Raw genomic sequence first — 13,266 nt, forward strand, 5'->3', positions numbered from 1 at the left:
TGAGCTGACCCCGGTGGATTTCTTCCACCATCTGGCGCATTGAAAGTTCATGCTCTTGCATGCGTAGCTGAAAAAGTTCTACCATAAGTTAACCATTTTTGTGGTCAACTTTTTTCAGGACAAGTCAGTCGATTTTGTATAACTCTAAATCCGTGACTCTTCCCTAAATGTTTTGACCCTTTTAACAGATAAATGTGAGTCAAAAAATATTCTGATTACAGATAGTTGCTCCAGAACTAGCAGTATATGGCTGGGTGTTATTTGAATAAAGAGTACCTTATTGATGTATTTAAGCGTTTATATTCGTTTTTATACGTGGTTTTTACGTACTGTTTCCGTATATTTTCGAGGGTATAAAATGGATAAAAATGGCATTTCTTGCTAATGAACGCTGTTTAACGTGCTCAAAAGAGCTAGATGGAAGGTTTGACAAGATTTATTGTAATGATTTGTGTCGAGCTACATATCACAACCGAAAAAAATCTGTAGATGAGCGATGTGTTAGGGCTGTTAACAAAATTTTACTTAATAATCGTGAGGTTTTGAAAGACTTAAATGAAGTGAAGAAACTGAAACCCAAAAAGGATATGCTTCTCATGAAGGGCTTCAACTTTGACTTCTACACTCAGGTAAAGGACCTGAATAATAGAACCTATAAATTCTGCTATGAATGGGGGTATAGGATAGCTGCTATTGATGAAGTTGAAATTGTCCAGCTAGATGAGAGTTCCTTTCTTCCAGGAAAAAAATAAAATGCTAGGCTTAGTATTCTAGCAGAAGAATGTCAGTACCTCTAGTTTGCATACACTTTATCCTTAGGTGCAATACTTCTGTCTAATAAAACGGCCGAATCATGAGACAGGCAATCCCCGTCCTGTCAATTCAGTTTGCAACAGGTTTGATTTCGATTTGAAAACGTTTGCTTTTGGTTTGCTTTTGGTCTGGCTGTCCCGGAAAAGGAGGGTTTTATGTTTTAATAAACGGCCGTTTTTGCAGACTTAACAAAGTCACACATAATTCACTTATATAAGGGTTAATAGAAACTCTAACACCACCAGCCTTTTCGACTGGGTATTGTACTCTAAAAGCCAATGAACTCTCCGGTAAAATCAAAAAACAGCACTACCCTTCACATTAGAAACATGGTATGCCCCAGATGCATCCTGGTTGTGCGTGAACGCTTGAGCCGGCTTGGCCTGGAGGTACTGCATGTAGATCTTGGTTATGTCGATATAGTTGGGGCGGAAACATTGGACCTGCCCAGAATTAGCAAGGAACTAGAAGCCGTAGGGTTCGAATACATTCAGGAGAAGGATGCGGTTACTGTGGAAAAAATCAAAGTAGCTGTGCTCGATTACCTCCATCAGCTGGAAGCGGGGAGCCATGAAACCCTATCTATCTTCATAAGCAGGCGCCTGGGCACTAACTATACCTCTTTGAGCAAGCTCTTTTCTAAATCAAAGCATATTACCATTCAGCAATACCTGGTGCTGCAAAAGATTGAGCGGGTAAAAGAGCTTTTGGACTATGGTGACCTTAGTTTAAGCCAGATTGCCACAAAACTTGGTTATAGCAGCGTACATTACCTTTCCACGCAGTTCAAAAATGTTGCGGGCTTATCCGTCTCTGAATTTAAGGAATTAAAAATACCTAAACGTAACTGCCTGGATCAGCTATAGATCCATCTTAAAGAATCCTTGTCTATTGAAGTTGGTGAGGCTAACTTACCAATTTTTTATACATAATAAACTGGATCTTGTACAGCTTTTGAAGCTGCAGAACACGCATTTCATAAACACAACCAATGAGAGCACGTTAAAGGAATAATGATTTTTATAACCTTCAAACTTTTTAATCATGGCTCACGATAGAGAATTGCTTCAAAAATTGGCTGCTTGTGCCGCCGCTTGTGAAATGTGTGCAGATGCTTGTCTGGACGAAGACAACATCAAAATGATGGTGAAGTGCATTCGCCTAGATCGGGATTGTGCTAAAATATGTATGATGGCCCACAGCTATGTAGCTTCGCATTCGGCCTATGCAGGTGCTATCCTGCAACAGTGTGCTGAAATCTGTCGTGCCTGTGGCGAAGAATGCCAGCAGCATAAGATGGATCACTGCCAGAAGTGTGCTCGTGCATGCTTTGAATGCGAGCAAGCGTGCCGCAGCTATGCAGGTGTAGGCGCTTAATCTTTTTAAAGATTCCTTAATTATAAGCACTGGCTCTAGGGGGCTAGTGCTTTTAGTGTTATGGGCTACAACACATTTAAGCTTTCATTTTTTTACGCTAGCACTATCATGAAAGAGCACAACAAAGATCATCAAGATAAAAAGGAAAAGCAGGGAGGCATGGCTATGCGAGGCGTGAGCCGCCCCATGGCAGAGAAGCAGATAAGGCAGCACCAACAGGAACATCATGCTGAAGGCCACCAGAAGCACGAGAAAGGAAATGAAGATAAGCAGCACCATGGACATGGCGACGGTCATAAGATGAGCCAGGAGATGCGGGAGAACATGCTGCACATGCACCATATGCAAACGCTCTGGATCTACTGGGTCATCATTATGCTGGGGGTGTGGATGGTGCTCTCACCTCTGACATTCAGCTATGCCAAAGGAACAGTAGATCCCAGCGGTGGCCGCGACCTCTGGCTGTCGCTGGAACAGCGCATCCTTTTTATGAAATGGAGTGATATCATCAGCGGCCTTGGGTTGATCTTTTTTGGCTGGCGTTCGCTTACGCCCAACAGGCCTGTCAGTCTTTGGATCTGCTGCTTTATCGGCATCTGGCTTAGTATTGCACCCGTGCTGTTCTGGTCTCCAACGGCTGCCGGCTATCTGAACAACACTCTGATTGGCATGCTGGTAATTTCTCTTACGATCCTGATCCCAGGCATGCCCAATATGATCATGTACATGAAAATGGGTTCTGAAATACCTCCAGGCTGGACATACAACCCTTCCAGCTGGCCCCAGCGTTGGATCATGATTGTGCTAGCCTTTGCAGGCTGGGGTGTATCACGTTACCTGGGGGCTTTTCAGCTGGGGTATATTGATCACGCCTGGGATCCCTTCTTTGGAGAAAGTACCCGGCAGGTGCTCAACTCTAAGATGTCGCACTCTATTTTTATTTCTGACGGTGCCATGGGTGCCCTGGCCTATACCTTTGAGTTTTTGATGGGCTTTATGGGCAGCCCCAGCCGCTGGAGAACTATGCCGTGGATGGTGGCAGTGTTTGGTATTCTGGTAATTCCACTAGGGCTGGTACACATCTTTTTAGTGATTTCCCAGCCAGTAATGGTGGGAGCCTGGTGTACCCTTTGCCTGCTTGCAGCAGCCATTATGCTACCTATGATCCCACTAGAAGCCGATGAGGTTGTCGCCATGTTTCAGCACATGAAACAGGCGAAGAAGCGAGGTGATAACCTTTGGAAGGTATTCTGGAAAGGTGGTAAACCCTTTGAGATGAACAAAGATGAACGCTCACCTAAACTGATGCAGTTGCCCCAAATGCCCGGCAAAGTCTATAAGGCTTCTATCTGGGGCATGAGTTTTCCCTGGACCTTAACAGTTTCTACTCTTATCGGTCTTGGGCTGATGTTTGTGCCTGGCCTGCTGGGTTTTGATATACAGGCTACGCCTTCAGATATTTTTCATCTTAGCGGATCGCTTGTAGTAGTAGTATCCGTGATTTGTATGGGTGAAGTGCTTCGTATGGGCCGTTACCTCAACATCCTGCTTGGCCTGATAGTAGCTGTAGGGCCATGGCTGGTAAACTCTGATAACCTAACGCTGAACATTATCGGTTCAGTTGCAGGCTTGTTGGTTGCAGCACTAGCACTTCCAAAAGGGCCTAAAACTGAAAACTACGGCTTCTGGGACAAGTATGTTAAATAGAAATCAAACAAGTGTCGTTACCAACAAACCTCTTTCCCCATCAGACCAGGAGCTTTTTGATCGGGTGCGTAAGCTGCTGCACGAAAATATGATCAAAGGCCACTGCCGGGGGAAGGAAATAGAGTTTCACTACACCAAGCCTTCCCCTAGTCGTTACCCATTCCAGTTTTTCTGGGATACCTGCTTTCATGTATTCATTTTCAGTGCCCTGGGGGAGCAGGAAATGGCTAAGGAGCACCTTATAAGCCTTTTTGCCCTTCAGGAAGAAGATGGATTTGTGGGGCACATGATCTACTGGGACAGGTTAAGACCTGGTCGTAGTACTGACATCTTCCAACTGAAACCAGGCCTGGGCAGGCGCTTCTTTCAGGAGCACATGTCAGCCTTGATCCAACCCCCGCTGGTAGCCCAGGCGGTTGCTAAAATATGGGATAATACCGGAGACAAAGAGTTTCTGCGGCTAATGCTCCCTAAGCTTAAGAAGTTCTTCGACTGGATTGCTCGTAACCGTGATTTTGAAGGTGATGGACTAATCACCATTATTTCCCCCTTTGAGTCTGGTATTGACTTCAAACCCACGTTTGATGAAGCCTTGGGCATGCCTCAGCGAAAGGGAGACTGGCGGCTGTTTCTTCGGTATGTAGGAGTGGACTTCAGGAATTTTGCCAATAACTATAACTTAAAGAAGATCTATAAAAAAGGGTACTTTCTGGTAAAGGAGGTTGGCTTCAACACCATTTATGCACAAAACCTGTTTGCCATTGCCTCTTTATGCGAAGCAGTAAACGATCCTGATGCAGAGCGCTACAGAACGCTTGGAAGAAAAGTAGTGAACAGTATTATTTCCGTAATGTACGATGAGGCATCAGCTGCTTTTCTTGATGTGTACGGCAAGGAAAACGAAAAAATCAAGGTCTTAACGCCCACCATTTTCTTTCCGGTTGTGCTAGAGGGTATACCTGAATCTATAACTCAAAAAGTAATCAATCGGCATCTGCTCAATAGTCAGGAGTTTGATACACCTTTTCCACTTCCATCGGTTGCTCAAAACAGCCCTTCCTTCAATCCTACAGAATCTCCCTATATCTGGCGAGGGCCCACCTGGATTGTTAATAACTGGTTTCTACATCAGTTTTTGATGGAGAAGGGGCATCAACAGGAAGCAGCAAAGCTGGTAGAAAGCATAAGAAAACTTATAGAAATCAGTGGCTTCAGGGAATACTACAACCCTTACACTGGCCAGGGCTATGGAGCAAAAGATTTTACCTGGGCAGGGCTGATCGTGGATATGGTAAAGATGGAAAACAGCAGAAGCGGTCGTTTAGTGCAGTAAGCAAACAGTACAGACTAAAATGTAAACTAACAACAATTACTTTAACAAGTTTCTATAGATGAACATACTTTTACATAATGCGTCAATTGATACTAAAGGTCCCACAAGGCCACAAGGAAAGAATAAACAAAGCAATAAGTGAACATCAAGGCAAAAACACCATCAAATTTGAAAACCAGGAGCACGACGTTTTCATCATTTTCCTACCAAATAATAACATAGATGACTTTTTAAGAAGCATAGGAGAGATTGATGAAAGGGAAATAAGTCTGATTCCTAGAGGTGTCATCACCTTGTATCCCCCTGAATCAGAAGCACCTGACCAGGTAGCAGATGTACGTGCCAAAAGTTCTTTCGAAATATATCTGGGAGGTATCCAGAGCGTTGGTTCCATGTTTGGACTTATCGGGTACTCTTTTGTCGCAGGCATGATTGTTTGGATTGGCCTTGTAACAAACACCTCCTATTTGCTTGTGGCAGCCATGCTTGTGGCACCATTTGCAGGGCCAGCGATGAACGCAGCTCTGGCCACAGCATCTGGTAAAACTCCCCTTCTGAAAAGCAGTCTTAAACGCTATGGCTTGGCTATTCTCATTGGAGTTACAGCTAGCTTTTTGATGACAATGATCTTTTCTCTACAATCATTTACATCCATGATGATTGGTGTGAGCCATGTGTCAAAATATGCTGTATTTCTTCCTCTGATTTCAGGATTTGCAGGTGCAGTGAATGTTTGTCAATCTGAAAGAGATAGCTTAGTCTCCGGAGCTGCTGTTGGAATACTTGTAGCGGCATCACTGGCCCCTCCAGTTGGATTGGTTGGCATCGGATTGTACTTGATGGATGCAGAAATCATCTCCAGTAGCGTTTTCACGATTATTCTACAACTCCTGGGTATTCATTTATCAGCAACGATGGTCTTTTACTTTTACGGAAAAGTTACTCCTGGCGGTATTAGATTTCTGAACGGTAAAAAATCAATCCTCATCAGCACGTGTTTGCTTGCTGTACTCGCCATTGGTGCTATGATGTACTGGCAGTTTAGTAATCCACCTTACTTACAAAAGAGCAGCATCAGTACTGAACTTACCCAGGAACTGGAGAGTAAACTAAAGAACATTGACAATATCGAAGTGATAAGTAAAAGTGCTAGTTTCACAAACACCACACTACATGGCAAACCGGTTGTCTACATTCAGACAACGGTTCTTTCCAAGGACACTACCTTAGCAGAGCAAAGTTTAAAAAGAACTGTAAAGCAGTACCTGGAAGATAACCTTGATTTTCGTGATGAAAGTATTCATAAGATATATCAAATAACCGTGTTAGAGGAATGATCAACTTTTCAGAGCTATGATTTTATTGTTATCCAGTTTGATAAGTGCTATTGCCTTACTGTTGCTTTATGGCATGCTCTTTTCTATTTGGGGCAAAGACATGTCGGCATTATTACGCATGAAAATAGAAAAAGCGCTAATAGTTGTAGTAGCTGGAATAGTGCTGATGGTTTGGCTTGAACGATGGATCGAAACACAACTATTAGCCTTATTCCAGATGATGTAATAATCAATGGCTATGGTGGCCCTGCTTGGAAACAGCATGAATGGGAAGGGTAAAATCCAGCGTATAAAGATTCTTGTCCACGACAAGCTGTATCCATACTCTGTAGGTGCCAGTGGAGGTGAAGGATGTGTGCAGCACCAGCTTATCATCATGGGCCATAGCATGAACATGTAGAAAGGCTTTGCTGGCCACTTCGATCATCACCACATGGGCCTTAGCCCCTAGATAATCTTCAACCATATTGGCAGAAAGTTTCTCACCTGATTTCTGGAGTTCTACTGTAACAGGACCAGAGCCACCGTATACTAGCCGGGCGTGCAGTTCACCTTGTGAAGCCTCCAGCTTTTCTTCATTGTAGTTTACAGCTGCTCTTTTTTCACCTTCGACATGCACTGATTTAGGTATCACTACAGATTCTTCACCTACAGGTTTAATGTCGTTATAGAGGACAAACTCGCCACCAAAGGGAAAAACAAATGGACAGGTATAACCCCTCTCGTTTTGCAGGGGATGTTCATGGGCAAAAAAGGAAAGGTCTTTGGAGACGATTAGAAGGTGATAGTAGCGGGTGTGAAGCTCTTCCAGAGAGAGTAGCTTATTGTTCTGATTTGTATTGAATGGTGCCAAAGTCAGTACTACCTGCTGGTTTGCCTGTAGCGGCTGCTGGCTATATTCAATAAGTACATCGGTGCCGTTATTCATAAGCTAAGCTCTATGAGTGTAACTGTTAAGTATGCAAACACACTTGCTAACTGTTTAAGATATAATATAAGCCTTTTAGAAATCGTCACCGCTGATTCCTAACACCCGCACCACTTCTGCTTTAAAGCCTGCCTGTTCCACAAGACTTTTCACTACACTAGGTCTACATGTTCACCGGAAAAACTTAATATCTTGTCAGGATGATCCGTATCCACCTGCCATTTTGAAATGGATTCTTCACTATTCAGGTAGAGAGTGACTGTCTTTACACATCCTCCGCATTTAATGTTGTTTTTTGAAATTTAATATTTCCATACAAGTTGATTAAAACTAAACTTCTTAAAACTAAACTTCCGTTGCTTAATAATGTAACGGGTAGAAATCATGCTTGTTTAATGTGTTAAACTAGAGGCAAAAAAAAAGGCTATCCCAGGTCTTCTCCTGAAACAGCCTCTTTTGTGTAGTTGCACCGACTACTGCACCACTTCAAAGTGAAAGCTAATCTTCTTCTTCTCCCATGCCAGAGAAATAGTGCCTTCTGTTTCGCTTTTTTTATTTACCTCATAGGTAAGCTCTTCCTGGGGCTGCTCCAGTATTTCCGGCTGTACCTTAAAGCGGAAAACATCTTCCCCTTCAATATATTCATCCTTGCCATGCTGGTCCCAACGCTTGTTAAAAATCACCGTCCACTGCTCCTGTCCAGGAATTGTGAAGAGCGCGTATTTTCCTGCAGGCAGTGTTTTGCCTGCTATTCGTAAAGCTTTATTGGTTTCCAGCCACGTTGCTTTGTGCGCTCCAGATACCCAAACTTCATCCATGGCAACCAGCCCACCAAAGATCACACGGTTACGCACTCGGGGGGAGCTGTAGTCAATATGAATGTGTGCATCGCCCACCATGGCCATAGCGCTGGTGTGAGGACTAAGGGGCTTCTTCTGTTCTGTTGCTTCAGGCTTACTTTCTTGTTGTACTTCTGAATGGTGCTGGTGTTCTGCTGCCTGGCTGCTCTGTTGCTCATCTGCAGTATTACTTTGACATGCAGCAACAACTGCCAAAATAATGGCTATAGCAAAAGTATTTTTCATGTTTAGACAATGATTTATTAGAACAAATATGCTTGAAAAAAACTAATAGGGTGCTGTTGGGTTATTTTTAAAGCAATAGGAGCGCTAAATGCAGTACTCTCAACTGTTAAAAAATCAAATTTTTTAAACGCTATGGATCATTCACACCACAATCATCATGATCATAACCCAAAAGAAAAGGCAAAAGGTCAGGTGCGTAACAGCCAGGATCAGTTAAAGGAAAAGACACTGCATGCTCACAACAAGGCAATCCCTGAAAAGGAAAAGATAGGAGACAGGCCGCCAATGCATAGAGGGCATGAGGATCATGAATTACATGAGGGGCACAAGATGGATGCAGACCATAGCGGCCATGACATGCATGGTGGCCATGGTAGTCATGCAGGACATGGAGATCATCATAGAAAGATGATTCAGGATTTTAAGCGCCGCTTCTGGATCTCGCTGGCCCTTTCCGTACCAGTGATCATCTTAAGCCCAATGGTACAGCATATTCTGGGTTTTAACCTCCAGGTACCTTATGCTGGCTACATCGCCTTTGGACTTTCCTCTATCATTTACTTTTATGGTGGCTGGCCGTTTTTAAAAGGTCTTGTGGAGGAGGTAAAGAAAGGTTCTCCCGGCATGATGACCTTGATTGGTGTGGCCATTTCGGTAGCTTATATCTATAGCACCGCTGTTGTGTTTGGGCTAGAGGGCATGGACTTTTTCTGGGAGCTGGCCACTTTAATTGTGGTCATGCTGCTAGGACACTGGATTGAGATGAAATCTGTTCTTGGGGCATCTAAGGCACTGGAACTACTGGTAAGTATGATGCCAGCCACTGCCCATGTAATCAGAGGTGGTGAAACATTGCAGGTGCCGATTGAAGAACTACAAAAGGGAGATGTGATTCTGGTAAGGCCTGGTGAAAAAGTACCAGCTGATGGAATGGTTGTGGAAGGGGAAAGCTACTTAAACGAAAGTATGCTTACCGGGGAGAGCAAGCCCGTGCAGAAGTCAAAAGGAGAAAAAGTGATCGGTGGTTCTATCAATGGCAATGGTTCTTTGCAGATGCGTGTAGAACATACCGGGGAAGAAAGCTACCTCAAGAAGGTAATTAACCTGGTGCAGGACGCCCAGAAAACAAAATCTGAAACCCAGCGGCTGGCAGATCGTGCGGCCAAATGGCTTACCTATCTGGCACTTTCAGCAGGATTTATCACGTTTGCTGGCTGGCTTATAGCAGGTGCAGAGCTTGATTTTGCCCTGGAGCGTATGGTAACGGTGATGGTGATCTCCTGTCCGCATGCCCTAGGATTGGCCATACCGTTAGTGGTAGCCATTTCAACAGCAGTATCGGCTAAGAATGGCCTGTTGATCCGCAACAGAACAGCCTTTGAGAACTCCAGAAAAATTACGACCATCCTCTTCGATAAAACCGGGACCCTTACACAGGGCTCTCACACGGTAGCCGGTGTAGTTACCTTTGGAGATAGTATCAGCAAACAGGAAATGCTACGGCTGGCAGCCGGGGTGGAGCAGAATTCAGAGCATTACATCTCCCAGGGCATCCTAAAAAAAGTAAAAGAAGAAAACATTCAGGTTCCTGCATCGCAGTCATTTAACTACCTGCCCGGCAAAGGCCTGGAAGGCAAGGTAGAAGGCAGAGATGTAAAAGTAGTGGGACCTAACTACATCAAAGAGTTTAACATATCAGTGCCTAATAGTGCCGCTGAAGAGGGTGTTGAGACAGCTGTTTATGTTATGGTAGATGGCCAGGTAGTCGGTTACATTACCCTTCGCGACCAGATCAGGCCTGAATCAGCAGAAGCCATTCGGGTGCTTAGGGAAAACGGTATCAAGAACTTACTAATTACAGGCGATAACGAACGTGTAGCCAAGAGCGTAAGCGATGCACTGGGCATGGATGGTTACATGGCTAACGTGTTGCCACATGAAAAACAAGAAAAAGCTAAAGAGCTACAGGCAAATGGGGAGTTTGTAGCCATGACAGGCGATGGAGTAAATGATGCCCCGGCGCTAGCACAAGCTGATGTGGGTATTGCCGTAGGCTCTGGTACCGATGTTGCTGCCGAGACAGCCGACATCATCCTGGTGAACAGTAATCCGCAGGATATTGCTTCTCTGATCCTTTTTGGTAAAGCTACATATCGCAAAATGATTCAAAACCTGATATGGGCTACAGGCTATAACATCATAGCACTGCCGCTGGCAGCTGGTGTGCTCTATCAGCAGGGCATTATGATTTCTCCTGCCGTAGGCGCAGCACTAATGTCCTTAAGTACTGTTATCGTAGCCATCAATGCACAACTGCTTAAAAGACAAATAAAACAATAAACCTTATTTAGGGCGGTACTTCTACAAGAAGATAGCCCATTTCTTTAACTGGAGACAATGAACTACATTTTTATTATTCTAGGTGTTATCATCTATATGTCTGTTGTAATGGATATCATCAAAACCACATTGTCCATGCAGGGAGGGGGCTGGTTAACCAGCCCTATGTCTCATGGTATATGGTTACTGTTTTTAAAGCTTTCTGGTCAGAATGGTAGGTCTCGTATGTTAGATCATGTTGGCTATCTTCTGTTAGTGATAATTCTTTTGTTTTGGATACTGGGTCTTTGGGGAAGCTTTTTCTTGATACTCCTATCCGAATCAGGCTCCATCATCAGCAGTAGTACACGCTTACCAGCAGATGCATGGGAAAAGTTTTACTACGCTGGATTTACAGTTTCTACCTTGGGCGTGGGAGATTTTATTGGCTCCCAGATTGAGTGGAGAATATTGACAGATGTTTATGCTTTAACAGGCCTGGTGCTTATTACCATGTCAATCACCTATTTTTTGCCAGTACTTTCAGGGGTCATAAAACAGCGTAATTTGGGCATCATGTTAAGTAGTATGGGACAAAGTGCGCAGCAGCTGGTGCTTAGCAGCTGGGATGGAAAAAGCTTTCATCGTTTGACTGCCCAGGCCTCTGACGTTTCTAATATGCTGATTGAACACAGTCAAAATCATAAAGCATATCCAGTCATACACTACTTTCACACCCACAAAGCAAAGCATGCCATTGTGCTGAGAATTGCTACACTATATGATGCCTTGCTTATCCTGAATCAGTACGTAAAAAGTGACATAAGGCCCAGCAAAGATGACCTAAGCTCCTTGCAAACAGCACTTGAAAACTACATTGAAGTAATCACAGAGGTTTCCTCCATAAATAAAAAAGGCACCATGCCTGAACTCCCCAAAGTTAACATGCTGATAGAAAAAGGACTGGTAGAGCAGCAGGCAGTGCTGGATTCAGTAGATGATGCTACCAGGCAAGCACGTATTGTATTGGCTAAACTGGTTAAAGAGGATGGATGGAAATGGCAGGACCTTCAAAATACAACTAGTTGAGTGGTTGTTGCAGCTTGTTCCTTGATTACCTGCGGTAGTACAGCATCAACTGCTTCCCTATGTTAACGCCTCTTCTATTTCTCTCTCTGTAGTACTGCCCCAGAAGTTCCTATAAACGGCTGCACCATCAGCCTCTTGAACAGGTCTAAGTCCTGGAGCTACCTGTCGGAGAGCATCCTGAAGTACATGGTAAGGACGATAGCCCACAATCATGAAAGCATGTCTGCCCTGCTTACGCAGGATAAGTGTTGGAAAGCGGGAGATATTGCCAAAACGCACTTTGTACAAGTCCTCACGGAAAGCCTCTTGCCCTTTGCCATTGCGGTAATCCTGTTCCAGTTGTTCTACATCAAGTAGGCCTGGCTGTCGAAACGCTAGTTCATTTGCCACATCAAACAGCACAGCTTCCTTTGCAATATTCTGCCCTTGGAGCATTACTGCCTCCCGCAGATGACGCAGGTATGCTTCTTGTGCATCTGTAGATTGAAGAGCAGTGCATTTAACAGCGATACAAGCAGGGTAAGAAGAAGAAGGGGGATCATCGCCCCAGATTCTATTGTGGATGGGCTGTCCTGTTAGCTGATGGGCCTCAAGCCAAACGGCTCCCATTTGCAAGGGGCGGTTAACAGAGTACAGAGGATCGCTGAAGTTATTCCAGTTAGCTAGTAACCCTCCCATGCGGTATTTCCATTTTATCAATCCTTGATATTCATAGCGTAGGCGCCGCCACTGGGGTTCGAATGCCCAGCTCCAGCAGCAAAGCGGGTCGGTGTAATATTCGATCTCAATAAGAGATTCTTGTTGAGGTTGATCTTCTGGTGGACGTACAGTGCTACTCACTTTATTACTCTTCAAAAATGGACTTTCACTACGGCTGTGGCGGTAGTGTTTAATTGTTCAATGGATTTTCTATTCTTCTACCAGCTCTGCTCTAAATCCAGCCTGTTCTACTAGATTTTTGATTTTCTGTGGATCCAGATCCTGACCTGAAACACGCAGTAGCTTGTCTTTACCAGTAGTATCCACTTGCCAATTATTAATACTTTCTTCTTTATCAAGAAAAGGTTTCACCGAAGCTACACAGCTTCCGCAGTTGATGTTGGTTTTAAAATGTACAATCTCCATAGTAAAAAATAATGTTTGCTTCTTTAGTAACGAAAAAGCAGGATAAAGGGCTAAATTACTATGCAATGGAACACTATTTATCCCACAATCTGCGATGAGGGCAAAAAAGAAGAGCAGGGTATGCTCTTCCTTTCTCAATGATCGCAATGAATA

At 44.0% G+C, this 13,266-nt stretch carries 13 protein-coding genes; 9 read left to right on the forward strand and 4 right to left on the reverse strand.

The features are described 5' to 3' along the window. The first annotated feature begins 368 nt into the window (after positions 1 to 368). The 7 genes from KWJ01_RS02335 to KWJ01_RS02365 all read left to right on the forward strand — a co-directional run bounded on the left by KWJ01_RS02335 (position 369) and on the right by KWJ01_RS02365 (position 6,793). Entirely contained in the window at positions 369 to 752 is a 384-nt protein-coding gene (locus tag KWJ01_RS02335) for a hypothetical protein (RefSeq protein WP_224994686.1), read from the forward strand. 390 nt (positions 753 to 1,142) lie between these two features. After that, positions 1,143 to 1,679 (forward strand): AraC family transcriptional regulator, encoded by a 537-nt coding sequence (locus tag KWJ01_RS02340; RefSeq protein WP_224994687.1) that lies wholly within the window; start codon positions 1,143 to 1,145, stop codon positions 1,677 to 1,679. Between the two features lie 178 nt (positions 1,680 to 1,857). Further along, a complete protein-coding gene (locus KWJ01_RS02345) occupies positions 1,858 to 2,190 on the forward strand; it encodes a four-helix bundle copper-binding protein (RefSeq protein ID WP_224994689.1) in 333 nt (110 codons plus the stop codon). Positions 2,191 to 2,298: 108 nt separating this feature from the next. Further along, on the forward strand, positions 2,299 to 3,897 hold the full coding sequence (locus tag KWJ01_RS02350; protein WP_224994691.1) for a vitamin K epoxide reductase family protein: 1,599 nt from the start codon (positions 2,299 to 2,301) through the stop codon (positions 3,895 to 3,897). Continuing rightward, complete coding sequence (locus KWJ01_RS02355; protein ID WP_224994693.1) at positions 3,887 to 5,230, forward strand: amylo-alpha-1,6-glucosidase; 1,344 nt, start codon at positions 3,887 to 3,889, stop codon at positions 5,228 to 5,230. The genes KWJ01_RS02350 and KWJ01_RS02355 overlap by 11 nt, the downstream gene beginning before the upstream one ends. Before the next feature lie 77 nt (positions 5,231 to 5,307). Next, complete coding sequence (locus KWJ01_RS02360) at positions 5,308 to 6,567, forward strand: DUF389 domain-containing protein (protein ID WP_224994694.1); 1,260 nt, start codon at positions 5,308 to 5,310, stop codon at positions 6,565 to 6,567. A gap of 16 nt (positions 6,568 to 6,583) precedes the next feature. Beyond that, on the forward strand, positions 6,584 to 6,793 hold the full coding sequence (locus KWJ01_RS02365) for a hypothetical protein (protein ID WP_224994696.1): 210 nt from the start codon (positions 6,584 to 6,586) through the stop codon (positions 6,791 to 6,793). A gap of 3 nt (positions 6,794 to 6,796) precedes the next feature. Here the strand turns inward: KWJ01_RS02365 and KWJ01_RS02370 are convergent, their stop codons facing one another. Together KWJ01_RS02370 and KWJ01_RS02380 are read right to left on the reverse strand one after the other, a co-directional pair. Next, on the reverse strand, positions 6,797 to 7,495 hold the full coding sequence (locus KWJ01_RS02370) for a hypothetical protein (protein WP_224994698.1): 699 nt from the start codon (positions 7,493 to 7,495) through the stop codon (positions 6,797 to 6,799). Between the two features lie 473 nt (positions 7,496 to 7,968). Next, positions 7,969 to 8,580, reverse strand: coding sequence for a DUF2911 domain-containing protein (locus KWJ01_RS02380; protein WP_224994700.1), 612 nt, complete (start codon positions 8,578 to 8,580; stop codon positions 7,969 to 7,971). Positions 8,581 to 8,712: 132 nt separating this feature from the next. Between KWJ01_RS02380 and KWJ01_RS02385 the strand changes: the two genes are divergently transcribed. Both KWJ01_RS02385 and KWJ01_RS02390 read left to right on the forward strand, forming a co-directional pair. Beyond that, complete coding sequence (locus tag KWJ01_RS02385) at positions 8,713 to 10,920, forward strand: copper-translocating P-type ATPase (protein WP_224994702.1); 2,208 nt, start codon at positions 8,713 to 8,715, stop codon at positions 10,918 to 10,920. A 57-nt stretch (positions 10,921 to 10,977) separates the two neighbouring features. Then, positions 10,978 to 11,988 (forward strand): potassium channel family protein, encoded by a 1,011-nt coding sequence (locus KWJ01_RS02390; protein ID WP_224994703.1) that lies wholly within the window; start codon positions 10,978 to 10,980, stop codon positions 11,986 to 11,988. 57 nt (positions 11,989 to 12,045) lie between these two features. Here KWJ01_RS02390 and KWJ01_RS02395 read toward each other — a convergent pair whose 3' ends face one another. Both KWJ01_RS02395 and KWJ01_RS28215 read right to left on the reverse strand, forming a co-directional pair. Further along, complete coding sequence (locus KWJ01_RS02395) at positions 12,046 to 12,828, reverse strand: DsbA family protein (RefSeq protein ID WP_224994705.1); 783 nt, start codon at positions 12,826 to 12,828, stop codon at positions 12,046 to 12,048. A gap of 69 nt (positions 12,829 to 12,897) precedes the next feature. Continuing rightward, positions 12,898 to 13,251, reverse strand: a complete 354-nt coding sequence (locus KWJ01_RS28215; RefSeq protein ID WP_370634638.1) for a heavy-metal-associated domain-containing protein — start codon at positions 13,249 to 13,251, stop codon at positions 12,898 to 12,900. Positions 13,252 to 13,266: the final 15 nt, after the last annotated feature.

Source organism: Cesiribacter sp. SM1 (genome assembly GCF_020178975.1).
GTDB lineage: Bacteria > Bacteroidota > Bacteroidia > Cytophagales > Cyclobacteriaceae > Cesiribacter.